This window comes from Streptomyces sp. MGP-BFMKR1, assembly GCF_057766585.1.
This window is the reverse complement of record NZ_CM173408.1, coordinates 2,147,685-2,171,862: the sequence shown is the minus strand read 5'-3', so window position 1 is coordinate 2,171,862 and position 24,178 is coordinate 2,147,685. Positions and strand designations below refer to the sequence as shown.

22 protein-coding genes, 3 pseudogenes and 1 riboswitch are annotated in these 24,178 nt (G+C 70.9%); of the genes and pseudogenes, 24 read left to right on the top strand and 1 reads right to left on the bottom strand.

The window, feature by feature from the left end:
* Nucleotides 1–153: 153 nt before the first annotated feature.
* The 17 genes and pseudogenes from AC3CHW_RS08020 to AC3CHW_RS07940 all read left to right on the top strand — a co-directional run bounded on the left by AC3CHW_RS08020 (nt 154) and on the right by AC3CHW_RS07940 (nt 14,407).
* Nucleotides 154–744, top strand: coding sequence for a hypothetical protein (locus AC3CHW_RS08020; protein WP_176164354.1), 591 nt, complete (start codon nt 154–156; stop codon nt 742–744).
* Nucleotides 745–898: 154 nt separating this feature from the next.
* The gene (gene rpsP, locus AC3CHW_RS08015; RefSeq protein ID WP_176164355.1) at nt 899–1,342 is read left to right on the top strand and encodes a 30S ribosomal protein S16; all 444 of its coding nucleotides are present in this window, start codon (nt 899–901) and stop codon (nt 1,340–1,342) included.
* A gap of 2 nt (nt 1,343–1,344) precedes the next feature.
* The gene (locus AC3CHW_RS08010; RefSeq protein ID WP_176164356.1) at nt 1,345–1,584 is read left to right on the top strand and encodes an RNA-binding protein; all 240 of its coding nucleotides are present in this window, start codon (nt 1,345–1,347) and stop codon (nt 1,582–1,584) included.
* Nucleotides 1,585–1,873: 289 nt separating this feature from the next.
* Nucleotides 1,874–2,419, top strand: a complete 546-nt coding sequence (gene rimM, locus AC3CHW_RS08005) for a ribosome maturation factor RimM (protein WP_381164400.1) — start codon at nt 1,874–1,876, stop codon at nt 2,417–2,419.
* Complete coding sequence (gene trmD / locus AC3CHW_RS08000; RefSeq protein ID WP_488470010.1) at nt 2,419–3,240, top strand: tRNA (guanosine(37)-N1)-methyltransferase TrmD; 822 nt, start codon at nt 2,419–2,421, stop codon at nt 3,238–3,240. The genes rimM and trmD overlap by 1 nt, the downstream gene beginning before the upstream one ends.
* A gap of 132 nt (nt 3,241–3,372) precedes the next feature.
* Nucleotides 3,373–3,720 carry a 50S ribosomal protein L19 gene (rplS, locus tag AC3CHW_RS07995; RefSeq protein ID WP_176164359.1) on the top strand — a complete coding sequence of 116 codons (348 nt, stop codon included), beginning with the start codon at nt 3,373–3,375 and terminating at the stop codon, nt 3,718–3,720.
* Between the two features lie 51 nt (nt 3,721–3,771).
* Nucleotides 3,772–4,557: a signal peptidase I gene (gene lepB / locus AC3CHW_RS07990; RefSeq protein ID WP_488470009.1), complete on the top strand. Its 786-nt coding sequence runs from the start codon at nt 3,772–3,774 to the stop codon at nt 4,555–4,557.
* A 589-nt stretch (nt 4,558–5,146) separates the two neighbouring features.
* Nucleotides 5,147–6,172 (top strand): signal peptidase I, encoded by a 1,026-nt coding sequence (gene lepB / locus AC3CHW_RS07985; protein ID WP_488470997.1) that lies wholly within the window; start codon nt 5,147–5,149, stop codon nt 6,170–6,172.
* The gene (gene lepB / locus AC3CHW_RS07980; RefSeq protein WP_488470008.1) at nt 6,102–7,211 is read left to right on the top strand and encodes a signal peptidase I; all 1,110 of its coding nucleotides are present in this window, start codon (nt 6,102–6,104) and stop codon (nt 7,209–7,211) included. The genes lepB (AC3CHW_RS07985) and lepB (AC3CHW_RS07980) overlap by 71 nt, the downstream gene beginning before the upstream one ends.
* 162 nt (nt 7,212–7,373) lie before the next feature.
* Nucleotides 7,374–8,108: pseudogene (gene lepB, locus AC3CHW_RS07975) on the top strand (signal peptidase I); the annotation flags it as partial.
* Nucleotides 8,109–8,328: 220 nt separating this feature from the next.
* Nucleotides 8,329–8,844, top strand: a complete 516-nt coding sequence (locus AC3CHW_RS07970; protein ID WP_398612058.1) for an NUDIX hydrolase — start codon at nt 8,329–8,331, stop codon at nt 8,842–8,844.
* A 39-nt stretch (nt 8,845–8,883) separates the two neighbouring features.
* Complete coding sequence (locus AC3CHW_RS07965) at nt 8,884–9,210, top strand: DUF2469 domain-containing protein (protein WP_176164363.1); 327 nt, start codon at nt 8,884–8,886, stop codon at nt 9,208–9,210.
* Nucleotides 9,211–9,491: 281 nt separating this feature from the next.
* A pseudogene (locus tag AC3CHW_RS07960) lies at nt 9,492–9,848 on the top strand (YraN family protein); the annotation flags it as partial.
* On the top strand, nt 9,848–11,467 hold the full coding sequence (locus tag AC3CHW_RS07955; RefSeq protein WP_488470007.1) for a YifB family Mg chelatase-like AAA ATPase: 1,620 nt from the start codon (nt 9,848–9,850) through the stop codon (nt 11,465–11,467). The pseudogene AC3CHW_RS07960 and the gene AC3CHW_RS07955, both read left to right, overlap by 1 nt.
* Nucleotides 11,467–12,696, top strand: coding sequence for a DNA-processing protein DprA (gene dprA, locus AC3CHW_RS07950; RefSeq protein ID WP_488470006.1), 1,230 nt, complete (start codon nt 11,467–11,469; stop codon nt 12,694–12,696). The genes AC3CHW_RS07955 and dprA overlap by 1 nt, the downstream gene beginning before the upstream one ends.
* Before the next feature lie 242 nt (nt 12,697–12,938).
* Complete coding sequence (gene whiG / locus AC3CHW_RS07945) at nt 12,939–13,775, top strand: RNA polymerase sigma factor WhiG (protein WP_187062482.1); 837 nt, start codon at nt 12,939–12,941, stop codon at nt 13,773–13,775.
* Nucleotides 13,776–13,849: 74 nt separating this feature from the next.
* Nucleotides 13,850–14,407 carry a TetR/AcrR family transcriptional regulator gene (locus AC3CHW_RS07940; RefSeq protein ID WP_176166462.1) on the top strand — a complete coding sequence of 186 codons (558 nt, stop codon included), beginning with the start codon at nt 13,850–13,852 and terminating at the stop codon, nt 14,405–14,407.
* Between the two features lie 269 nt (nt 14,408–14,676).
* On the opposite strand, the pseudogene AC3CHW_RS07935 reads toward AC3CHW_RS07940, so the two are convergent.
* Nucleotides 14,677–15,420, bottom strand: a pseudogene (locus AC3CHW_RS07935) (M23 family metallopeptidase); the annotation flags it as partial.
* Nucleotides 15,421–16,079: 659 nt separating this feature from the next.
* Between AC3CHW_RS07935 and rpsB the strand changes: the two are divergent.
* The 7 genes from rpsB (at nt 16,080) to AC3CHW_RS07900 (ending at nt 24,029) form a co-directional block, all read left to right on the top strand.
* The gene (gene rpsB, locus AC3CHW_RS07930; protein WP_459250670.1) at nt 16,080–16,979 is read left to right on the top strand and encodes a 30S ribosomal protein S2; all 900 of its coding nucleotides are present in this window, start codon (nt 16,080–16,082) and stop codon (nt 16,977–16,979) included.
* Between the two features lie 154 nt (nt 16,980–17,133).
* Nucleotides 17,134–17,970 (top strand): translation elongation factor Ts, encoded by an 837-nt coding sequence (gene tsf, locus AC3CHW_RS07925; RefSeq protein ID WP_176164386.1) that lies wholly within the window; start codon nt 17,134–17,136, stop codon nt 17,968–17,970.
* Between the two features lie 190 nt (nt 17,971–18,160).
* Nucleotides 18,161–18,925 carry a UMP kinase gene (pyrH, locus tag AC3CHW_RS07920; protein WP_398612062.1) on the top strand — a complete coding sequence of 255 codons (765 nt, stop codon included), beginning with the start codon at nt 18,161–18,163 and terminating at the stop codon, nt 18,923–18,925.
* A gap of 170 nt (nt 18,926–19,095) precedes the next feature.
* Nucleotides 19,096–19,653 carry a ribosome recycling factor gene (gene frr / locus AC3CHW_RS07915; protein ID WP_176164388.1) on the top strand — a complete coding sequence of 186 codons (558 nt, stop codon included), beginning with the start codon at nt 19,096–19,098 and terminating at the stop codon, nt 19,651–19,653.
* The gene (locus AC3CHW_RS07910) at nt 19,653–20,816 is read left to right on the top strand and encodes a phosphatidate cytidylyltransferase (RefSeq protein WP_398612063.1); all 1,164 of its coding nucleotides are present in this window, start codon (nt 19,653–19,655) and stop codon (nt 20,814–20,816) included. Before frr ends, AC3CHW_RS07910 begins: the two co-directional genes overlap by 1 nt.
* Nucleotides 20,817–21,501: 685 nt before the next feature.
* Nucleotides 21,502–22,608, top strand: coding sequence for a dual-specificity RNA methyltransferase RlmN (rlmN, locus tag AC3CHW_RS07905; RefSeq protein WP_398612064.1), 1,107 nt, complete (start codon nt 21,502–21,504; stop codon nt 22,606–22,608).
* A gap of 239 nt (nt 22,609–22,847) precedes the next feature.
* Nucleotides 22,848–22,956, top strand: a riboswitch (TPP riboswitch).
* Nucleotides 22,953–24,029: a thiamine ABC transporter substrate-binding protein gene (locus tag AC3CHW_RS07900; protein ID WP_488470005.1), complete on the top strand. Its 1,077-nt coding sequence runs from the start codon at nt 22,953–22,955 to the stop codon at nt 24,027–24,029. (Overlaps the previous riboswitch by 4 nt.)
* The last annotated feature ends 149 nt before the right edge of the window (nt 24,030–24,178 follow it).

Here is a 24,178-nt window from a genome sequence, read left to right as displayed (position 1 = left end):
GTACGTACCAGCTTGACGCGCGCCGTGCCGCTCCTCCGCAGATCTGCGCACCCGCCCTCGTCAGGAGGCATCAGCGTGAACCGACTGGTACGTGCAAATTATTTGGGATGCCCGGAATCGGAACACCCAGCCGCCACCGCTCGTTGTCACGACGTGAGCACGACACCACCTGTTCTCGCCGCGGAGCTGGCGCTGGCGTGGGCCGACATTCAACGGCACCACCCCGAGCTGCCGGATCTCGCCGCGCCCGAATCCTTGATCGGAGAGTCGTCGTCAGCCTGTGGCCACGAGCTCTCATTCGAACGGCTGCTGCACGAGGCCGTGCACGGGATCGCCGCAGCCCGCGGTATCCGTGACACGTCGCGCGCCGGTCGCTACCACAACCGCCGATTCCTGGCGATCGCCGAGGAGTTGGGCCTCGACCACGCCGAGGAGCCGCATCCCAGCAGCGGCTTCTCGCTGGTGACCTTGAACCCAGAAGCGAGAAAGCGCTACCGCCCGACCATCGAGCGGCTGCAGCGCGCCCTGAAGGCGCACACCGTGGCGACCGCCTCCGACACCACGCGGAGCTTCCGCGGCCCCGCCGCGCGGCACGGGTCCTCGGGCGGCGGCGTGCGCGTCAAGGCGGTGTGTGACTGTGGACGCAACGTGAGAGTCGTCCCATCGGTCCTGGCCCAGGCCCCGATCATGTGCGGCGGATGCGGGAAGCCCTTCCGTATCCCCGAGGTGGTCGCGGTCGGCTGACCGGTCGCGGTGTGGCACAATAGCGAGCTGTACTCGACAGTCGAACAGGACCCCTCTCTCCTCCGGCTGACGCGTCCATCGGGCACTCGGGTACCGCAACCCCACGCGGCACATCGAGTGCTCAACCACGTCAAGACCAGGAGACACCACTCCCGTGGCAGTCAAGATCAAGCTGAAGCGCCTGGGCAAGATCCGCGCGCCTCACTACCGCATCATCGTCGCCGACTCCCGTACCCGCCGTGACGGCCGGGCCATCGAGGAGATCGGCCTGTACCACCCGGTGCAGAACCCCTCACGCATCGAGGTCGACTCGGAGCGCGTGCAGTACTGGCTGAGCGTCGGCGCCCAGCCGACCGAGCCGGTCGCGGCCATCCTCAAGGTCACCGGTGACTGGCAGAAGTTCAAGGGCCTGCCGGCTCCGGAGCCGATGAAGGTCGCCGAGCCGAAGGCCGACAAGAGCGCGCTGTTCGAGGCCGCGGCCAAGGACGCCGGTGACGAGCCGAAGGGTGAGGCGATCACCCCGAAGGCGAAGAAGGCCGACAAGAAGTCGGACGAGGCGGCCCCGGCTGCTGAATCCACCGAGTCGACCGAGGCCTGAGGATGCTCGAGGAAGCCCTCGAGCACCTGGTCAAGGGCATCGTCGACAACCCTGACGACGTGCAGGTCGCCTCGCGCGTCCTGCGCCGCGGGCGCGTTCTGGAGGTTCGGGTACACCCCGACGACCTCGGCAAGGTGATCGGTCGCAACGGCCGCACCGCACGGGCACTGCGCACGGTCGTGGGTGCCATCGGCGGCCGAGGTATCCGGGTCGATCTCGTCGACGTGGACCAGGTTCGCTGAAGAGCGAGTGAGCACCGGCACGGGCCGGGGACGGCTGAACTGTCGTCCCCGGCCCGTGCCGCGTTCGGCACTACGGTGAAGGTATGGCCAGCCCCGCCCGACGCCCCGTGTCCCGCGCGCCGTGTGTCCGCTCCGTGCCCCGTGCGGCCGGCCCCGTCCGGTGCTCCGTGTCGCGGGGCGTGCGGCCGGGGACCCGTCCCGTACGCGCCCCGTGGCGCCGTCCCGCCTCCGTTCCGTTCGATTCACCCACCCCGCGTGGCCCACGCGGCGGCAGAGAAGGAAACGCACAGTGCAGTTGGTAGTCGCGCGCGTCGGCCGCGCCCACGGCATCAAGGGCGAGGTCACGGTCGAGGTACGGACCGACGAGCCGGAACTGCGGCTCGCACCGGGCTCCGTGCTGGCGACGGAGCCCGCCTCGGCGGGGCCGCTGACGATCGAAACCGGTCGCGTCCACAGCGGGCGCCTGCTGCTGCGCTTCGCCGGCGTCAGCGACCGTACCGGGGCCGAGGCGCTCCGTAACGTCCTGCTGATCGCCGAGGTGGATCCCGAGGACGTCCCCGAGGACCCCGAGGAGTTCTACGACCACCAGCTCATCGACCTGGACGTGGTGACCGTGGACGGGACCCTGGTGGGGCGCATCGCGGAGATCTCCCACCTGCCCTACCAGGATCTGCTCATCGTGCGGCGTCCCGACGGGGGCGAGGTCATGGTGCCGTTCGTCACCGAGATCGTCCCCGAGATCGACCTCACGGAGCAGCGGGCGATCATCGACCCGCCGCCGGGACTGCTGGACGACGGGGCGGCCGAGGTGGCACGGGGCGGGGACGACGCCTGATGCGGCTCGACGTCATCACGATCTTTCCGGAGTACCTGGAGCCGCTCAACGTGTCGCTGGTCGGCAAGGCGCGCGCCCGTGGCCAGCTCGACGTGCGCGTACACGACCTGCGGGAGTGGACGCACGACCGGCACAACACGGTCGACGACACCCCGTACGGCGGCGGCCCGGGCATGGTGATGAAGCCCGAGCCGTGGGGCGAGGCGCTCGACGCCGTACTCGACTCGGGTGCGGAGCGGGACGGGGCCGGCCCCGCCCTGGTCGTACCGACGCCCAGCGGGCGGCCCTTCACCCAGGCGCTGGCGATGGAGCTCTCCGAGCGGCCGTGGCTGGTTTTCGCGCCGGCCCGCTACGAAGGCATCGACCGTCGCGTCATCGACGAGTACGGGCAGCGCCTTGACGTGTACGAGGTCTCCATCGGCGACTACGTGCTCGCCGGCGGCGAGGCGGCCGTCCTGGTGATCACCGAGGCGGTCGCCCGGCTGCTGCCCGGCGTGCTCGGCAACGCCGAGTCACACCGCGACGACTCCTTCGCCCCCGGGGCCATGGCCGACCTGTTGGAGGGCCCCGTCTACACCAAGCCGCCGGAGTGGCGTGGCCGCACCATCCCCGACGTGCTGGTCAGCGGGCACCACGGGAAGATCGCCCGGTGGCGTAGGGACGAGGCGTTCCGGCGCACCGCGAGCAACCGCCCCGACCTGATCGAACGGTGCGACCCCGCGTCGTTCGACAAGGGCGACCGCGCGATTCTGGCCGCCCTGGGCTGGCAGCAGCGGGCAGATGGCCGATTTGGGCCGCCGGGGGCGGCCGTGGAAGAATAGGCCGCTGTTGTCCGCCTAGCGCGCGCCCCTGCCACAGGGGGAACGACGCCCGCCCGGCGGATCGACAACACTCATCGATCATTCCGAAATCCCGTTGATGACCTGTGGCATCAGCGAAGAAAGCAGACGGTCATGCACCTTCTCGACAACGTCGACGCCGCGTCGCTGCGCAGCGACGTCCCGGCCTTCCGCCCCGGCGACACGGTCAACGTCCACGTCCGCGTCATCGAGGGCAACCGCTCTCGTGTGCAGCAGTTTAAGGGCGTTGTCATCCGCCGCCAGGGCTCCGGCGTGCGGGAGACCTTCACCGTCCGCAAGGTCAGCTTCAGCGTCGGCGTCGAGCGCACCTTCCCGGTTCACACCCCGATCGTCGAGAAGATCGAACTCGTGACCCGCGGTGACGTCCGCCGTGCGAAGCTGTACTACCTCCGTGACCTCCGCGGCAAGGCCGCGAAGATCAAGGAGAAGCGCGACAACTGAGCCGAGGGCGTGCCGGGCGGTCACAGCATGGCCGGATAGGCTCTGGGCCCGATGGACACCGACGCACAGATCTCGGAGCGCGACCGCTCTCCCGACCCCGAACCGGGTCCGGAGCAGCGGTCGCGCTCTTCGCGTTTCCCGTGGCTGACCGGCGGCGGCCCCTGGCGCCGGACGGGGCTGCTGGCCGCGGCGTGCGTGACGTGTGTCCTGCTGCTGAGCGCCTTCCTGGTGCAGCCCTTCCTCATCCCCAGCACCTCGATGGAGAACACCCTCAAGGTCGGGGACCGGGTGCTGGTGAACAAGCTGGCGTACCGTTTCGGTGATACGCCGCGGCGCGGCGACGTCGTGGTCTTCGACGGCACCGGCTCCTTCGCGGAGGAGTACCCACCGGAGAACCCCGTGACGTCGCTGCTGCGCTCGGCGGCTTCGGCGGTCGGCCTGGCCGAACCCGCCGAGACCGATTACGTCAAGCGCGTGGTGGGCGTCGGAGGCGACCGGGTCACCTGCTGCGACAAGCGGGGGAGGATCAAGGTGAACGGTCAGGCGGTGGACGAGGACTACCTGTACCCCGGAGACGCCCCGTCCCGCGTGCCCTTCGACGTCGTGGTGCCCGAAGGCAAGCTGTGGGTGATGGGCGACCACCGCAGCGCCTCGCGCGACTCCCGGGACCGCCTCGGCGCGCCGGGAGGCGGCTTCGTGCCCGTGGAGAAGGTCATCGGGCGGGCCGACTGGATCGGCTGGCCGCTGAACCGCGTTCGTTCCCTGCACCGCCCCGACGCCTTCGCCCAGGTGCCGGAGCCCGGCGGGACGCCGGCCTCGGGCCGGCGCCATGGGTAACCGCGGACGGCCGCGTTCCGGCCCCCACCCCCCGGAGCCGCCGCACGAAGCGGTACCGCCCGGCGGCCCCACCGGCGCCCCGTCCACGGGGCACGGAGCACGGGGCCACGGAGCGCGGGGCCACGAAGCGGAAGGTTACGGAGCGGAGCCCGCCCAGGGCACGGGGCCCGGGGCGCCCGCCGGCGCGGCCTCCGGCCAGAACCCAGGAGCCGGCCCTACGAGGCCCCGGCGCGACGCCTGGAGCCCCGAGCGCGGAGCAGCCGGCGCGGGGCCACACGGGGCTGCCCCAAAGGGTGCGCCCACCGCCCCGCCCGTGGCCCCGCACCAGGCGCGCGGTCGCCCACCCGAGGCGGCGGCGCCGGGCGGCTACGGAGCGCCCACCCCGCCCTACGGAGCACCCGCCCACCCGCCGCCCACGGCCCCCGGGCAGTACGGCTCGCACGCGACACCGACCCGGCACGCGCCCGCCCCGTCGGGGCCCCGGGGCGTAGGGGCACCGCCGCGCACCGCGCGGCCGGCCGTCGCGGTTGACGACACGACGGATCTCGGCACGGGGCCTGGCGCGGGCCCCGTAGCGCTCGACGGCGAGCTGACGGAGCCCGCGACGGCGTACGAGGGTGACACGGAGCGACCGTCGCCGCGCCAGTCGGGCGGTCGGGCCGAGCGACGCAAGGCGGCCCGCCGCGTCAGACGCAGGCGGCGTCGCTCGACGCTGCGCGAGATACCGCTCCTCGTCGCGGTGGCGCTGCTCATCGCGTTGGTGCTGAAGACCTTCCTGGTACAGGCGTTCGTGATCCCCTCCGGTTCCATGGAACAGACCATCAAGATCGGCGACCGGGTGCTCGTGGACAAGCTCACGCCCTGGTTCGGCGCCAAGCCCGAGCGCGGCGACGTCGTGGTCTTCAAGGACCCCGGAGGATGGCTGGAAAACGAGCACAAGCCCAGTGACGACGCCCCCGTGGGTATCAAGCAGGCCAAGCAGTTCCTGACGTTCATCGGACTACTGCCATCGGCTGACGAACAGGACCTGATCAAACGCGTCGTGGCCGTCGGCGGTGACACGGTGCGCTGTTGTGACAAGGACGGCCGGATCACTGTCAACGGCACCCCCATCGACGAGCCGTACGTCCATCCGGACAATGCGCCGTCGAAGCTGAAGTTCACGGTGCGGGTGCCCCCGGGGCGTATCTTCGTCATGGGCGACCACCGGTCGAACTCGGCCGACTCGCGCTACCACCTCGACGACGAGGGGCGTGGCACGATCTCCGAGGACCTGGTTGTCGGGAAGGCCGTGGTCATCGCCTGGCCGATCGGCCACTGGCGGCGGCTGGAGGAGCCGGAAACCTTCGCCTCCGTAGGCGACGCGAGTGACGCTCCGTCCCAGGCGGGCGGGGCTCCGCATAGTGTGTCTTCCGGCTCTGTGCTTTCTCCGGAAGCGCAGGGATTGACCCATCTCCCGACCCTTGCGGAACTCCCGCTCGTTATGGGGTTGGTGGGCCTGCGTCGAACCTGGGGCAGGCGGCAGCGCGGCAAGAGGAGTGGATGTGGGGGATTTGGCGGTCGGCGCACGATCCGGACACGAAGAGCCCGAGAGGCGCCCCGAGCACCCCGGTGAGTCACCCGTGAACGGGGCGTCCGAGGCCGAGACCCCGTACGACGCGGGTCGGGGCGACGGTCTCGGTGGGTCCGGCCAGGAGGCCCGGCAGCACCGCGACGGTGCGGGGCCGGACGGCGACGACGTCGCCCGCCCGCGCGGCGCCCAGGGCACCGAGCCGGAGGACGCCGTGGCCGAGCCGGGCGCCCCCGGAGGGCCCGCCGACGGCCAGGCCAGCACCGCGGCCACCGAGCCCAGCGAGGAGGAGCAGCGCGCGCGGGCCCGGCGGGCGAAGCACCGTTCCTTCTGGAAGGAGCTACCGCTCCTCGTTGGTATCGCGCTGCTGCTCGCACTGCTGATCAAGACGTTCCTGGTGCAGGCGTTCTCCATTCCCTCCGACTCCATGCAGAACACTCTGCAGCGCGGCGACCGGGTGCTGGTCGACAAGCTCACGCCGTGGTTCGGCTCGGAGCCCGAGCGCGGCGAGGTCGTCGTCTTCCACGATCCGGGCGGCTGGCTGGACGAGGCGCCGCAGTCCGACTCGGGGCCGATCGCCGAAGGCATGCAGAAGGTCCTCAGCTTCATCGGCCTGATGCCGTCGGCGGAGGAGAAAGACCTGATCAAGCGCGTGATCGCGGTCGGTGGCGACACGGTCGAGTGCAAGAACGACGGCCCGGTCAAGGTCAACGGCAAGGCACTGGACGAGCCGTACATCTTCCCTGGTGACACTCCGTGCGGTGACAAGGAGTTCGGCCCGATCCACGTGCCCGAGGGCCGGATCTGGGTCATGGGCGACCACCGTCAGGACTCCCTCGACTCCCGCTACCACCAGAACCTGGACAACGGCACCGTGTCGAACGACGAGGTCGTGGGCCGGGCGATCGTCAAGGCGTGGCCGATCAACCGCTGGGGCACGCTGCCGGTTCCGGACACCTTCGACCAGCCGGGGCTGAGCGCGGCGGCGTCGATGACGCCGACGATCGCCGGGTTCGCCGGCGCCCTGCCCCTGGTGTTGTGGCGCAGGCGGCGGCTGATCAAGAAGGCGGAAGCGAAGAGCTGACGGCGCCCATACCGCCGGGTAAGGTGCGGACCCGTGCTGGCTTGAGTGCCGGCTCCGGCCCGCCGCGCGCACGGAGCCGCTGCGGAGTCCGCACGGGGCATCCGGCGCGATCGGGGCACGGGGCGGCTCGTACGGAGCGCCGGCGGGTGACAGGGGAGTGGAATGGGCGGACCGCGACGGACGAGCGACGGCCACAGCCGTCGCGGCAGCGTGGTGTCGGGGCTGGCGGTGGCACTCGGCTGCGTGCTCTTCCTCGGCGGCTTCGCCTGGGGCGCCGTGCTGTACGAGCCGTACGCCGTGCCCACCGACTCCATGGCGCCGACCATCGCCAGGGACGATCGGGTCCTCGCCGAGCGCGTTGACGGCGACGACGTGCACCGGGGGGACGTCGTCGTCTTCCGCGACCAGGTGTGGAGCGACCTGCCGATGGTCAAGCGCGTGGTCGGGGTCGGCGGCGACAAGGTCGCCTGCTGCGACAAGCAGGGGCGCCTCACGGTCAACGGCAAGGCCATCGACGAGCCGTACCTGGAGCGCCAGGGCCCAGCCTCGCCGACCGTGTTCTCCGCGACGGTGCCCCGGGACCAGCTCTTCCTGCTCGGCGACAACCGGGACACCTCGGTCGACTCGCGAGGCCACCTGGCAGACGGCGACCAGGGCGCCGTACCGCGGACCGCCGTCCAAGCGCGGGTGGAAGCGGCGGTCTGGCCCCTGGGCTCCCTGGGGATGTTGGAGCAGGCGTCTGGCTTCGACGAACTGCCGGGCGGGGTCTCGCAGCGCGGGCCGCTGAGCCTGATCACCGGCATGGTGGTGGCCGGCGCCGTACTCATTCTCGGCGGGGCCGCCTACGGCCCGATCGCGAACCGTAGGGGCGGCAAGGGCAAGCCACGTAGCGGCGCCACACGGGGCACGGAGCACGGGGCACGGAGCGGCGCCCCGCGCGGCACCGGGGCCGCGCCGCCCACCCAGCGGACGCCCCCCGGACGCGGGGCGGGCACGAGGGCCAGCGGCGCGGAGCACGGAGCGGCGGCGCCGGGCGCGCAGACTCCGGGAAACAGCTCCGCGCAGGCCGACGGTGCGGGCCGGCCCGGACGGGGCGGGGAAGGAACGGCGAAGAACGGTGGCTGACGACATACGGGAGGGCTCGGCCGGGCCCGAACTGCGCAAGGTCGCGAGGGTGATCCTGCTGGGCCCCGACGACCGCATCCTGCTGATGCACGGATACGAGCCACACGATCCGTCGTCCACCTGGTGGTTCACCCCCGGTGGCGGCGTCGAGGCGGGGGAGACCCGCGAGCAGGCGGCGCTGCGGGAACTGGCCGAGGAGACGGGGATCACCGACGTACGACTGGGACCGGTGATCTGGCAGCGGGTGTGCTCCTTCCCGTTCGACGGGCGCCGATGGGACCAGGACGAGTGGTACTACCTGGCCAGGACGGAGCAGACGCGGACCCGAACCGCCGGTCAGACCGACCTGGAGCGGCGCAGCGTCGCCGGGCTTCGATGGTGGACCGCCGAAGAACTGTTCGCCACTCGTGAGACGGTGTACCCGACCAGGCTCGCCGAACTGCTGCGTACGTTGCTCGACGAGGGCCCCCCTACCGCGCCGGTGGTCCTGGAGACGGAGCGTGTCTGACGCACAATGGGGGGACGCACGGCTGAAGGGGAACATGCCATGAGCGCCGAGGACCTCGAAAAGTACGAGACCGAGATGGAGCTGAAGCTCTACCGGGAGTACCGCGACGTCGTCGGTCTGTTCAAATACGTGATCGAGACCGAGCGGCGCTTCTACCTCACCAACGACTACGAGATGCAGGTGCACTCGGTCCAGGGCGAGGTCTTCTTCGAGGTCTCCATGGCGGACGCGTGGGTCTGGGACATGTACCGGCCGGCGCGCTTCGTCAAACAGGTGCGGGTGCTGACGTTCAAGGACGTGAACATCGAGGAGCTCAACAAGAGCGACCTGGACCTCACCTCGGGCGAATCCGGTTTCAATAACTGACCGCTGCCCGGTCGACCCAGTGAGCGAAGGTTTCTTCACTCGCATGGGTGAGCGAGTTTTCCCCAGCACCCCGGCCATCCACCAAGATCCAAAAGTTCGCGACCCCTCCGGCACCGTCAGTGCCGGAGGTACTACTCATGCCGCGAACATCCCGGAAACGATCCCCCGCCCACCCCGCCCCCAGCGAGGCCGGCGCGCCACGCCCCAGCTCCGCCCCGTCCGCGCCACCGCGCCCGACGCCCGGGGCCTGTCCCCCCACCGCTGATCGACCCCGCCCCTCGTCGGCCCGCCGCGCCCTCGGCGCCTACGGCGAGAACCTGGCGGTGAGGCGACTGGTGGCAGCCGGGATGCTCGTCCTGGCGCGCAACTGGCGCTGCCGCGAGGGCGAGATCGACATCGTGGCCCTGGACGGCGACGCGCTGGTCATCTGCGAGGTGAAGACCCGCAGAGCCAGCGCGTACGAGGACCCGATGGCCGCCATCGGCCAGGCCAAGGCCGAGCGCCTGCGCCGGCTCGCCGCCCGTTGGCTGGAGCGGTACGGCGGGCCGCCGGCCGGCGGGGTGCGCATCGACGTGGTGGGCGTGCGGTTGCCGGACCGTGGCGCGCCGGCCGTCGAGCACGTGCGGGGGGTGTCCTGATGGGCTTCGCTCGCACGTGCTCGGTGGCGCTCGTCGGCGTCGAGGGGGTCGTGGTCGAGGTGCAGGCGGATCTGGAGCCGGGCGTAGCGGCGTTCACGCTCGTGGGGCTGCCGGACAAGAGCCTGTCCGAGAGCCGGGACCGGGTTCGGGCGGCCGTCGTGAACTCGGGCGCCGAGTGGCCGCAGAAGAAGCTCACGGTAGGGCTGAGCCCCGCCTCCGTTCCCAAGGCCGGCAGCGGATTCGACCTCGCGGTGGCCTGCGCCGTCCTCGCCGCGGCCGATTTCATCGATCCGCGGGAGATCGCCGACCTGATGATGATCGGCGAACTGGGGCTGGACGGACGGGTGCGACCGGTGCGTGGCGTGCTGCCGGCCGTGCTCGCCGCCGCCGACGCGGGGTACCGACAGGTCGTCGTCCCGGAGCAGACCGCAGCCGAGGCGATGCTGGTGCCGGGCGTCTCCGTGCTGGGCGTGCGCAGCCTGCGGCAGTTGGTGGCCATCCTGACCGACGCGCCGGTGCCCGAGGAGGCGGAGGAGCCGGACCAGGGGCGGCCCGACCCCATGCTGGCGGGCCTCGTGCTGCCGGGCGCCGGCGCGGGTACGGGCACGGTCGGCCGCGCCGGGCCCGCCCGGCGGCTCGACATGGCCGACGTGGCAGGTCAGCAGGGTGCCCGCAAGGCACTGGAGGTGGCGGCGGCCGGCGGCCACCACATTTACCTGAAGGGCCCTCCAGGTGCGGGCAAGACGATGCTGGCGGAGCGGCTGCCGGGGTTGTTGCCGCCGCTCACGCGAGACGAGGCGCTCGAGGTCACCGCGGTGCACTCCGTGGCAGGCGTCCTCCCGCCGGGCAAGCCACTCCTGGACGTACCGCCGTACTGCGCTCCGCACCACTCCGCGACGATGGCCTCACTGGTGGGCGGAGGCACCGGCATCCCTCGACCGGGTGCTGTCTCGCTGGCCCACAACGGGGTCCTTTTTCTGGATGAAGCCGCCGAGTTCAGCGGGCGCGCCTTGGAGGCGCTGCGGCAGCCGCTGGAGTCGGGACACGTGGTGGTGGCCAGGTCGGCCGGGGTGATGCGGATGCCGGCCCGGTTCCTGCTGTTGCTGGCCGCCAACCCGTGCCCCTGCGGGCGGCACGGGCAGCCTGGGGACGGGTGCGCGTGTTCGCCCGCCCTCATCCGCCGCTACCAGGCCAGGCTGTCGGGCCCACTCCTCGACCGGGTGGACCTGCGTGTCCGAGTGGGACCGGTGAGCCGGGCGGAGCTGGCTGGCGAGCTGGGTCGGGCGGAGAACACCGCGGTGGTGGCGGCCCGCGTACGTGAGGCCAGGGAGCGGGCCGGCGCGCGCTATGCCGGAACGCCCTGGACGGTGAACGGCGCGGTCCCCGGGTACGAACTGCGCACACGCTGGCCGCTGGCCCCCGGAGCGCTGCGCGAGGCGGAGCGCGACATGGAACGGGGCGTGCTCACGGCACGCGGGCTGGACCGGGTGTTGCGCGTCGCCTGGACCGTGGCAGACCTGGCCGGCCACGACCGGCCGACGCGGGATGACGTCGCACAGGCCCTGCAGTTGCGCACCGGCGTCAACCGCGGCGTGCCCCAGCCGATGGGACGCGCGTGATGGCCCCGGGCCCGGCCGCCGCGGAGGGCGGCGCCCCGAGCCAGCGCCCCGAGCCCGCCACGGGGGGCGCCGCCAGGCAGCGGGTCGACGACGATGTGCGGCTGGCCCGAGCCGCGCTGACCCGGCTGACGGAACCGGGGGACGAGGTCGTGGGCCGATGGCTGCGCGAGCTCGGCCCCGTAGCGCTGCGACGCGCGCTGACCGGTGACGACGCACCACCGCCGGGGGCGAGTGACCGACGCCTTGCCGGCTGCGCGCTCCGTGCCGCCCGGCTCGACCCGGCCGGCGACCTGGCCGCCATGGAGGCGCTCGGCGGGCGCTTCGTCTGCCCGGAGGACGCGGAGTGGCCGAGTCAGCTCGACGACCTCGAAGACGCCCGACCCGTGGGGCTGTGGGTGCGCGGGGCGGCGTCGCTGCGGATGTGGGCGCTGCGGTCGGTGGCCGTGGTCGGCGCGCGGGCCTGCACGGACTACGGGGCGCACGTGGCGACCACGCTGGGCGCCGGGCTCGCCGAACGGGGCTGGGTGGTGACGTCCGGGGCGGCCTACGGGGTGGACGGAGCGGTCCACCGGGGCGCCCTCAGCGCGAACGGGGCGACCATCGCCGTGCTCGCCTCCGGGGCGAACGTTCCCTACCCACGTGGCCACACGGAGCTGATCGACAGGGTGGCGGAGCAGGGCCTCGTGTTGGCGGAGCTGCCCCCGGGCAGCCACCCCACGCGTAGCCGGTTCGTGTTGCGCAACCGGGTCATCGCGGCCCTCACCCGCGGCACGGTCGTCGTCGAGGCCCAGTACCGCAGCGGGTCCCTGGTCACCGCCCGGTGGGCGCAGCGGCTGGGACGGTGCGCGATGGGCGTGCCCGGCCCCGTGACCAGCGCACTCTCCGCCGGCGTGCACGAGTTGTTGCGCGGGGAGGCGCTGCTGGTGAGCGACGCCGACGAAGTGGTCGAGCTGGTCGGCAGCATCGGGGACCTCGCGCCAAGCCGACAAGGCCCCGTCGTGGGGCGGGACCTGCTGGAGGCCGCAGCCGCCCAGGTGCTGGAAGCGCTGCCCGCCCGCGGCACGAGTGACACCCGGGCAGTGGCCCGGGACGCGGGGATGAGCCACGACGAAACGTTGACCAGGCTCTACGAATTGCTCTCCCTCGGTTTCGTCCAACGAACCGGTGAGCGTTGGGAGTTGGCCCGCCCGGAACAACAGGGGAAAAGCTCGCGGCGAGGCGGTTCTTGATTTGCGGCAATTGGGTGAAAGGGTGTGGGAGATGACCGTATACGCCGTTGTAGAGCCGGCATTGCGGTCGCCGTCCGCGCTGGCGACCGTAACTCCGGGGTGCGGAGAACGGAACGAATCTGCGCATCGCATAGCCCCTGTCGCTCGCACACTGCGACGTATCAGTCACGCTACGCTCACAAGGATTCCGACGCGGGCACACGTCCTGACCCACGTCACGGCAGAACGGCTCAAGGCGACGCATGCCCCAGCACACCTCCGGGTCTGAACGCGCGACGGTGCCGCCCGCTGCCCGCGGCGCTGTCCGGCCACCCGCGCCCTCATCCCTCGAAGAACTGTGGCGCTCCTACAAGGCCACCGGGGACGAGAGGCTGCGGGAACAGTTGATCCTGCACTACTCGCCGCTGGTGAAGTACGTGGCTGGCCGCGTCAGCGTGGGGCTGCCGGCCAACGTCGAGCAGGCGGACTTCGTGTCGTCCGGAGTCTTCGGCCTCATCGACGCCATCGAGAAGTTCGACCCCGAGCGGGCCATCAAGTTCGAGACCTACGCCATCACCCGCATCCGCGGTGCCATGATCGACGAACTGCGGGCCCTGGACTGGATTCCCCGCTCGGTACGACAGAAGGCCCGGGCGGTGGAGCGCGCGTACGCCACGCTGGAGGCCGCCCTGCGCCGCACGCCCTCGGAAGTGGAGGTCGCCGCCGAGATGGGGATCGGCCTCGAAGAACTGCATGGCGTTTTCAGCCAGTTGTCCCTGGCCAACGTGGTGGCTCTGGAGGAGTTGCTGCACGTCGGGGGAGAGGGCAGCGATCGACTCACCCTCGGCGACACGCTGGAGGACCAGGCCGCTGACGACCCCGTGGAGGTCGCCGAGGACCGAGAGCTACGACGACTGCTCGCGCGCGCCATCAACACCCTGCCGGAGCGGGAGAAGACCGTGGTGACGCTCTACTACTACGAGGGCCTCACACTGGCTGAAATTGGGCAGGTACTCGGCGTCACGGAGGGCCGTGTCAGTCAGATTCACACGAAGTCCGTGCTCCAGTTGCGTGCGAAACTGGCCGACGTCGGGCGCTGAATCGTCCCTCCTCCGTCGTGGTGCGTGGCGCACGTACGTAAAGTGGAGGAGTGCCCAGGATTCGAGCGGCCTCGGTGGCCGAGCACCGGACGATGCAGCGCGGCGCCCTGCTGGACGCCGCCCGTACCTTGCTGTCTGAAGGCGGTACCGACGCGCTGACGTTCCCCGCCCTCGCGGAGCGGACGGGGCTCGCCAGGTCGTCGGTCTATGAGTATTTCCGGTCGCGGGCCGCCGTGGTCGAAGAGCTGTGTGCCGTGGACTTCCCCGTGTGGGCGGCCGAGGTCGAGGCCGCCATGGAGCGAGCCGACACCGCCGAGGCCAAGATCGAGGCGTACGTCCGACAACAGTTGGCGCTGGTGGGCGACCGACGCCACCGGGCCGTGGTGGCGATCTCCGCGGGGGAGCTGGACGCGGGGGCGCGGGAGAAGATCCGGGCCGCGCACGGTGGGCTGATCGCCATGGTGGTCGAGGCGCTGGGCGCGCTCGGTCACGAGGAGCCCAGGCTGACCGCGATGCTGTTGCAGGGCGTGGTCGACGCGGCCGTCCGACGCATCGAACTGGGCGCCGCGGAGGACCCCGGACGTATCACGGACGCCGCCGTTGCCACGGCCTTGCGCGGAGTGTGCGGCTGAGCCGCCGCTCGACGCCCCAGGCGTAGCCGCGCCCAGGCGGCCACGGCGGTCACGACCAGAACATGCGCCCATTCCGCCGGCACCATGGCCGCGGCGCGAGGACGGCTGCGCCGTGGTTTCGGTGGGGCGACGGGGCGGGTGTTGTGGCAGAACCGACGAGCGCGGGTTCCTCCGCTCTCTTCGCGCTGGACACGCGGGCAAGCGCAACGGGCCAGGCCCCGCGTCGAGCCGTACCGGATCGGTTGGTGCCGGTGTGGGCCGGCCTGCTCCGGGGACTGGAAAGTCTGTGGGTGGCCCGAGGCGGCCCGAGCCCTGGGGGCGGCCGGAGCCGCCGGGACGCCGATCGTGGGCAGTAGCCGAGAGGGGCCGCCGCGCAGCATGGTGGGCGGCATCAGCGACAGCGGGTCCAGATAGTGATCTCCGCGGCGCAGTCCCCAGTGCAGGCACCCGGGCTGGCAGTGGAACGGCCCGTCCTCCATCACGCCCACCACCTGCCCCGCCGCCACCACGTCGCCCTTGGCCACCAGGGCCCGCACCGGCTCGTACGTCGTGCGCAACGGTGGGCTGCCGCTGTCGGACACCGCGATGGCGAGCACTCCTCGCCCGGCGACCCGGCCCGCGAACGTCACGCGACCCGATGCGGCAGCCCGCACCGGCTGCCCGGCGCGTGCCGCGAGGTCCACCCCGCGGTGCCCGGCGGCCCACGGCTCGGGAGGCGGCTCCCAGCCGCGGAGCACCGTGGGTCGCAGCGCCCCCACAGCTCCGTCCACCGGCCAGGCACGGTCCGCTACGGGGCGGGGCTGTCGGGCCGTCGGGGGCCGTAAGGGAGCGGACGGGGCCGGCTTCGCAGCGCGCGGCGACGTACCCAGGAGTGGGACCGGCGGGAGGAAGGGGCCGGTCGCAGCGCCGAGGCGCCCGGTGGGTGTTTCCGAGGCGCTGGCCGGCGACGGGGCTTGGCGCGGGGCGGCCGACGGGGCGGGGGGCACGTGGGCCGGGGTGGTGGGAAGCCGGATGGTGGCAGGCGAATCCGGGTCGTCCAACGCAGGTGCGCGCTCACCGGTGCGGGCCTGTGCGGCGACTCGTACTCGCGAGGGGGCCGAAGCGGCGTTCTCCGTGTCGGGCCAGTCGCCTCGCTCGCTCGCGCGGGCGTCTGCGTACAGCGCCACGGCACAGGCCGTGAGGGCGAGGCCGATCGCGGTCGCGCCCGCCGCGAGCCAGCGGACCAAGGGAGCACCCCGCGCGCCGACTCCGCTTGTGCGTGGCGGCGACGGAGAGCGCCTCGGGGCGGCGATCACTCGGCCGGGGCGCAACCGGCGCCATGCGCGTCGGACCGTGCTCAGGGCTTGGCGGGGTTTGGGTGTGTAAGACATGCGACGACCGTGCCGTAAATCACCGGTCTGCGGGGATCATGACGACCTTCGGTGGATTACTCACGGGTTGTGGATAACGCCGTCACCCGCCGGCGCACCGGTCCCGTACACTTCACATGGCGATCCGGGCGACCGGGTCGACTTCGCACGCCCCGCCATCGGCGCATCAGTCCCTCTCGGGCAGCCCGGTGGCCGCGTCCCTCGGTCTTCGGAAGGTCTCCTTCCGTGGCAGGCGCGTTCGGGGTGTCAGGCGCGACGGCCGCCCGGCCGCCGCGGTAACCGAGTATCCAAGGAGTACGGCCATGGCCGTCGTCACGATGCGGGAGCTGCTGGAGAGCGGCGTCCACTTCGGTCACCAGACCCGCCGTTGGAACCCGAAGATGAAGCGCTTCATCTTCACCGAGCGCAACGGCATCTACATCATCGACCTGCTCCAGTCGCTGTCGTACATCGACCGCGCCTACGAGTTCGTCAAGGAGACCGTCGCGCACGGCGGCTCCATCATGTTCGTCGGCACGAAGAAGCAGGCGCAGGAGGCCATCGCCGAGCAGGCGACCCGCGTCGGCATGCCCTACGTCAACCAGCGCTGGCTGGGCGGCATGCTCACCAACTTCTCGACCGTCTACAAGCGCCTCCAGCGCCTCAAGGAGCTTGAGCTCATCGACTTCGAGGATGTGGCCGCCTCCGGCCTCACCAAGAAGGAGCTCCTGGTCCTCTCGCGCGAGAAGGCCAAGCTGGAGAAGACCCTCGGTGGTATCCGCGAGATGCAGAAGGTGCCGAGCGCCGTCTGGATCGTGGACACCAAGAAGGAGCACATCGCCGTCGGCGAGGCGCGCAAGCTCCGCATCCCGGTCGTCGCGATCCTCGACACCAACTGCGACCCCGACGAGGTCGACTACAAGATCCCCGGCAACGACGACGCGATCCGCTCCGTCACGCTGCTCACCCGCGTCATCGCCGACGCCGTCGCCGAGGGCCTCATCGCCCGCTCCGGTGCGGCCACCGGCGACGTGAAGGCCGACAAGGCGGCTGGCGAGCCGCTCGCCGAGTGGGAGCGCGACCTGCTCGAGGGCGACACGGCCAAGAAGGCCGAAGAGGCCGAGAAGCCTGCCGAGGCCGCTGCCGCCGAGGTTGCCGCCCCCGAGGCCGCTGCCGCTGAGGCCGCCCCCGAGGCTCCGGCTGCGGACGCCGAGCAGGCCTGACGAACGCCGTGACGGATCGGTCCCACTCCGCTCCGTCGCAGCGTCACGGTTGGTGACGGCGGGGCGTTGCGCGACGCGACGCCCCGCCGTCCACCCGTAAGATCACAGATCTTTCGAGACCTTTCGAGACCTTTCGAGAAGAGATTCACAGACCATGGCGAACTTCACCGCCGCTGACGTCAAGAAGCTCCGCGAGCTCACCGGCGCCGGCATGATGGACTGCAAGAAGGCGTTGGACGAGGCCGAGGGCAGCGTCGACAAGGCCGTCGAGATCCTGCGCGTCAAGGGCCAGAAGGGCGTGGCCAAGCGCGAGAGCCGCAACGCCACCAACGGCGCCGTCGTCTCGCTGATCGCCGACGACAAGAGCTCCGGCGTCCTGGTCGAGCTCAAGTGCGAGACGGACTTCGTCGCCAAGGGTGACAAGTTCGTCGCCGTGGCCGACACGATCGCCGCGCACGTCGCCAAGACCGCTCCGGCCGACATCGCCGCGCTGCTCGCCTCCGAGATCGAGGCCGGCAAGACCGTGCAGGCGTACGTGGACGAGGCCAACGCCACGCTCGGCGAGAAGATCGTCCTCGACCGGTTCGCCCAGTTCTCCGGGGGCTACGTCGCGGCGTACATGCACCGCACCAGCCCGGACCTGCCGCCCCAGGTGGGCGTGCTCGTCGAGCTGGACCAGGAGAACGCCGAGGTCGCCAAGGACGTCGCGCAGCACATCGCCGCGTTCTCGCCGAAGTTCCTCACCCGCGAGGAGATCTCGGCCGAGACCGTCGAGAACGAGCGTCGCGTCGCCGAGGCGACCGCGCGCGAGGAGGGCAAGCCCGAGGCCGCCCTGCCGAAGATCGTCGAGGGCCGCGTCACCGGCTTCTTCAAGGAGAACGTGCTGCTCGACCAGCCGTTCGCCAAGGACAACAAGAAGTCCGTCAAGAAGATCCTGGACGAGGCCGGCGTCTCGCTCAAGCGCTTCGCCCGCTTCCGCGTCGGCGTCTGAGTCGTTCCCGGAATTCAGCCCGGCTCAGGACTGAAGCAGGGCAGCGAATGACCAGCGGCCCCGATAGGGTCGTACGCAGCCAGCCGTCCACCGGTTGGCCGCAGATGTGACGAGGAGGCCATTGCCGTAGAGGTCGATCAAGGACCATCCCGGCAGTGGCCTCCTTCGTATGTGCACGAGGAGATCTCCCATGAATCTGGACGACCAGGCCGACCCGAAAACTGACGGTGCCAAGCGCCGCCGGTTCCTGCTGAAGCTGTCCGGCGAGGCATTCGCCGGTGGCGGCGGACTCGGCGTCGATCCAGACGTCGTGCACAAGATCGCCCGCGAGGTGGCCGCCGTCGTCCGTGACGGTGCCGAGATCGCCATCGTCATCGGCGGCGGCAACTTCTTCCGCGGAGCCGAACTACAGCAGCGCGGCATGGACCGCGCCCGCTCGGACTACATGGGCATGCTCGGAACCGTCATGAACTGCCTCGCTCTCCAGGACTTCCTGGAGAAGGAGGGCATCGACTCCCGAGTCCAGACCGCCATCACCATGGGGCAGGTGGCGGAGCCGTACATCCCGCTCCGTGCGGTGCGACACCTGGAGAAGGGGCGCGTCGTGATCTTCGGCGCCGGCATGGGCATGCCGTACTTCTCCACCGACACCACCGCGGCCCAGCGCGCCCTGGAGATCGACGCCGAGGCGCTGTTGATGGGCAAGAACGGCGTGGACGGGGTCTACGACTCGGACCCCAAGCGCAACCCGGACGCGGTCAAGTTCGACGCGCTGGGCTACGCCGAGGTCATCACCCAGGACCTCAAGGTCGCCGATGCCACGGCGATCACGCTGTGCCGCGACAACAGCCTGCCGATCCTCGTCTTCGAGCTGCTCGCCGAGGGCAACATCGCGCGCGCGGTGAAGGGTGAGAAGATCGGCACGCTCGTCAGCGGCCAGGGTGACCGGAACTGACGGTCCGTACCGCCTTCGCAGGGTCGCCCGTGATGCCATACGGGCGGCAACTCCCGGCCGTCGGAAGTGCTCGGCGCGGGGATGGACAACGGCCTGCCGGTCGGACACCGTGCAGGAGAAGACGCACGCAGGGGCGAGGCTCTGCTTACTGATAACACCAGGAGCAAGTGGTGATCGAAGAGATCCTCCTCGAGGCCGAGGAGAAGATGGAGAAGGCCGTCGTGGTCGCCAAGGAGGACTTCGCCGCGATCCGCACCGGCCGTGCGCACCCGGCGATGTTCAACAAGATCGTGGCGGACTACTACGGGGCGCTGACGCCGATCAACCAGTTGGCGTCGTTCTCGGTGCCGGAGCCGCGGATGGCGGTTGTCACGCCGTTCGACAAGAGCGCGCTGCGCAACATCGAGCAGGCCATCCGCGACTCGGACCTGGGCGTCAACCCGAGCAACGACGGAAGCATCATCCGGGTGGTGTTCCCCCAGCTCACGGAGGACCGCCGCAAGGAGTACATCAAGGTCGCCAAGACCAAGGCCGAGGACGCCAAGATCTCCATCCGCAGCGTTCGCCGCAAGGCCAAGGAGACCATCGACAAGCTCGTCAAGGACGGCGAGACGGGTGAGGACGAGGGGCGCCGCGCGGAGAAGGAGCTCGACGACACCACCGCGAAGTACGTCGCGCAGGTGGACGAGCTGCTCAAGCACAAGGAAGCCGAGCTGCTCGAGGTCTGATGAACGACTCATCCTGGGGGGCTCCGCCCCGTACCGGCTACCGGGGCTCGACCGACCAGGGATCGGCTCCCTCGCTTCGTGGGGCAATGCCTTCGACATCGGCGGGTCCCCTGCGCGCGGCGGAGCATGCGGCGCAGACTCGGCCCATGCCCATCGTGCCCGACAGAGGCGGAGACCAGGACGACCAGGGGGCCGCTCGGTTGAGTGGCCCCCTGTTCCGCGACGAGCAGGAACCGCCAGCCCCGTCGCCCCAGCCCGGCTCGGAGCCCGCTCACGAGTCCGCACGGGGCGACGCGGGCACGACGCCCAGGGAGCACCCGGCCGTGCCATCCGCGCCGCAGAAGAAGCGGGCAGGGCGTGACCTGCGCGCCGCGATAGGGGTCGGCCTCGGGCTGGGCGCCATCATCGTCGTCTCGCTCTTCGTGCAGAAGGTCCTCTTCGTCGGCGTCATAACGGTCGCCGTCGTCGTCGGCCTGTGGGAGCTGACCTCGCGGCTCGCCGAGCGCAAGGAGATCCGCGCACCGCTCGTACCGCTGGCGGTGGGCGGCGCGGCCATGGTCGTGTCCGGGTACCTGCGTGGCGCACAGGGTGCCTGGATCGCCATGGCGCTCACGGCGCTCGCGGTGCTCCTGTGGCGGATGACGGAGCCGCCGGACAACTACCTCCGGGACGTCACGGCGGGCGTCTTCGCGGCGTTCTACGTGCCGTTCCTCGCGACGTTCGTCGCCCTCATGCTCGCCGCGGACGACGACGGGCCGCAGCGGGTTCTCACGTTCCTGATCCTGACCGTGGTCAGCGACACCGGGGCGTACGCCGTGGGCTGGAAGTTCGGCAGGCACAAGCTCGCCCCGCGCATCAGCCCCGGCAAGACGCGTGAGGGACTGCTGGGCGCCGTGGCCTTCGCCATGGTGGCAGGCGCGCTGTGCATGCACTTCCTGATCGAGGACGGTGCCTGGTGGCAGGGGCTCATCCTCGGCCTCGCCGTTGCCGTCAGCGCCACCCTGGGTGACCTGGGCGAGTCCATGATCAAGCGGGACCTCGGGATCAAGGACATGGGAACGCTGCTGCCGGGACACGGCGGGATCATGGACCGTCTCGACTCGCTGCTTCCGACGGCGCCCGTGGCCTGGCTGCTGCTGGTGATGTTCGTCGGCGCGGGCTGAGAAGCCCACGGCCGACAACGAGCCGCCCGCCCACGAGCACCGTGGGCGCGGCGGCTCGTGGTGTGTGAGGGGGCGCGCAGGCGACGTCCGGCGCTTTCTCGGGGGCGGGGTACGGGGCGCTGGGCCGCGGTTTCTCCGATGGAGCGGGGGGAGGTGGCTGCGTGCGCGATGCGTGGTGCGCGGGTGTGGTGTGGCGGGTTGCTGGGGTGTGCGTGGGGCTGCCTGGTGGGGGGATGGTGCGTGGCGCGGAGCCGGGGCACGGGGCGTGGGGCATGGAGCGACGGCATCGGCGGGGCGCTGGGGCGGCGCGGTTCGAGCGGTGGGCGGAGCACGGGGCACGGAGCACGGTGCGCGGTGCACGGAGCGCGTCACCTGGCGCGAGGTCGCTGGTGCGGCCGAGGGGTACGGACGCAGTGGCGGAACGACACGGTGGACGGAGCGTGCGGCCGGTCGGGGCACCGATGCGTCTCTGTCGTGTGGGCGCGGTTGCCGGCGGAGCGTCGTCGCTTGCGCAGTGGTCTGCCGTGGATGAGCTGACGGGGCGGCGCGCGGAGCGCCGCCAGGCGTCGATGGCTGCGGCGCCGGATGTCGCGAAAGCCGCCTTGAGCTGCGGTTTCGCTTGCCCCGGGGGCGCCGTGCGCGGACGGTGAGGTCTTGCCCGTATGTCTGCGACACTAGATGAACCATGCCTGCACCCGGAGAACTCACTTTCGTCGCGCCGCGCGGAGCCAAGAAGCCGCCGCGGCACCTTGCCGACCTCACCCCTGCCGAGCGCCGTGAGGCCGTGGCAGCGATCGGTGAGAAGCCCTTCCGTGCTGGACAGATCTCCCGGCACTACTTCGCTCGGTACACGCACGACCCGGCGAACTGGACGGACATCCCCGCGACCGCACGCGAGAAGCTGGCCGCGGAACTACTGCCTGACCTGATGAACGTCGTCAGGCACATCAGTTGTGACGGCGACACCACACGCAAGACGCTGTGGCGCCTGCACGACGGGACCCTGGTCGAGTCGGTGCTGATGCGCTACCCGGACCGGGTCACGATGTGTATCTCGTCGCAGGCCGGCTGCGGCATGAACTGCCCCTTCTGCGCCACGGGCCAGGCGGGGTTGGACCGCAACCTCTCCACCGCGGAGATCGTGCACCAGATCGTCGACGGCATGCGTGCTCTGCGTGACGGCGAGGTGCCGGGTGGCCCCGCGCGGTTGTCGAACATCGTTTTCATGGGCATGGGCGAGCCGCTCGCCAACTACAAGCGGGTTGTCGGCGCCATCCGACGGCTGACCGACCCGGAGCCGGACGGACTGGGTATTTCCCAGCGCGGCATCACCGTCTCCACGGTGGGCCTAGTGCCAGCGATGCTGCGGTTCGCCGACGAGGGCTTGAAGTGCCGCCTGGCCGTGTCGCTGCACGCGCCGGACGACGAGCTGCGCGACACCCTGGTGCCGGTCAACACCCGCTGGAAGGTCCGCGAGGTCCTGGACGCCGCGTGGGAGTACGCGGAGAAGTCCGGTCGCCGGGTGTCCATCGAGTACGCCCTCATCAAGGACATCAACGACCAGGCCTGGCGGGCCGATCTGCTGGGCAAGCTGCTGCGCGGACGCCGGGTGCACGTCAACCTCATTCCGCTCAACCCCACGCCCGGATCGAAGTGGACCGCGTCGCGCCCCGAGGACGAGCGCGCGTTCGTCGCGGGGCTTGAGGCGCATGGTGTGCCCGTGACCGTTCGGGATACTCGGGGCCAAGAGATCGACGGTGCGTGCGGGCAGTTGGCGGCCTCCGAGCGCTAACGGGGTGCGGGGAGCGCGTCGCGTCGAGCCCGCTTCCGTACGTGCCGGTGTTCCGCGGTGCGTCATGGTTGGCGTGCCCCGTGCCCCGTGCCCCGTGCCCCGCTGGGCCGTGAGCCGACGTTCCGCGCCGTGGCCGTGGCCCGTGAGGTGGGACGGTGCGCGTGGCGCGGGGCCGGCGCGATCTTGGGCGGGCGAGGCGCTGATACTGTGCCGCGATACCGTTGAGTCGAACAAACGCACATTTCCGACAGGGGAGCGCTACGCGCTGAGAGTGCGGCACCGCAGGGGCCGCAGACCCTCGGACCTGATCCGGGTCATACCGGCGTAGGGAGTCAGACGCACTGATGAACAGCTACCTTCGGCGTGCCGTGGGCACGGCCCTGCTCGGCACACTGGGTGCCACGACACTCGCAGCGTGCGGCGAGTCCGACAACGGAGCGGACTCCAAGACGGTCACGGTCGTCTCGCACGACTCCTTCGTGGTCTCGAAGTCGGTGCTTGACGAGTTCACCAAGCAGACCGGCTACAAGGTCAAGGTCGCGCGCGGTGCGGACGCCGGAGCGGCGGTGAACCAGGCCATCCTGTCGAAGGGGAACCCGCAGGGCGACGTCTTCTTCGGTATCGACAACACGCTGCTCTCCCGCGCGCTCGACGAGGGCGTCTTCGCCCCGTACCGCGCCAAGGACCTGGACCAGGTGCCGGCGGAGCTGCAACTGGATGCCGCGAAGCACCGCGTCACCCCGGTGGACACCGGCGATATCTGCGTCAACTACGACCGGAAGTACTTCGCGGACAAGAAGCTCGCGCCGCCGCAGACCTTCGACGACCTGGTCAAGCCGCAGTACAAGAACCTCCTGGTCACCGAGAACGCTGCCACCTCGTCGCCCGGGTTGGGCTTCCTGCTTGGAACGGTCGGCGCGTACGGGGACGACGGCTGGCAGGACTACTGGAAGAAGCTGAAGGACAACGGGGTCGAGGTCGTGGACGGCTGGGAACAGGCGTACAACGACCGGTTCTCGGGCTCCGGCGGCGGTTCGGGCAAGGGCGACAAGCCCCTCGTCGTCTCGTACGCCTCCAGTCCGTCGGCCGAGGTGGTCGGCGTCAAGCCGCAGCCCAAGGAGGGCCCGACGGGTGTGGCCACCGGCACCTGCTTCCGGCAGATCGAGTTCGCCGGGTTGCTCGACGGCGCGAAGAACAGCAAGGGCGGCAAGGCCCTGCTGGACTTCATGTTGAGCAAGACCTTCCAGGAGGACGTACCGGTCAAGATGTACGTCAACCCGGTGCGGCGGGATGCGAAGCTGCCGGAGATCTTCACCAAGTACGGCGAGCGGATCACCAAGCCGGCCACCGTCGCACCGGAGAAGATCACCGAGAACCGCGAGCAGTGGATCAAGTCGTGGACTTCGCTCGTCGTGAAGTGAGCGACCATTCGCGCCCCGACGCGGCGCACGGGGCGGAATCGCCGAGTGCCGGGCCCGACGGGGCGCAGGCACGGGGCACGGGGCACGGAGCCAGCGCCCCGGCGGCCCAGAGTGCGCAGCGCCTCGTACGGCACGGGGCGGGCGGAGAC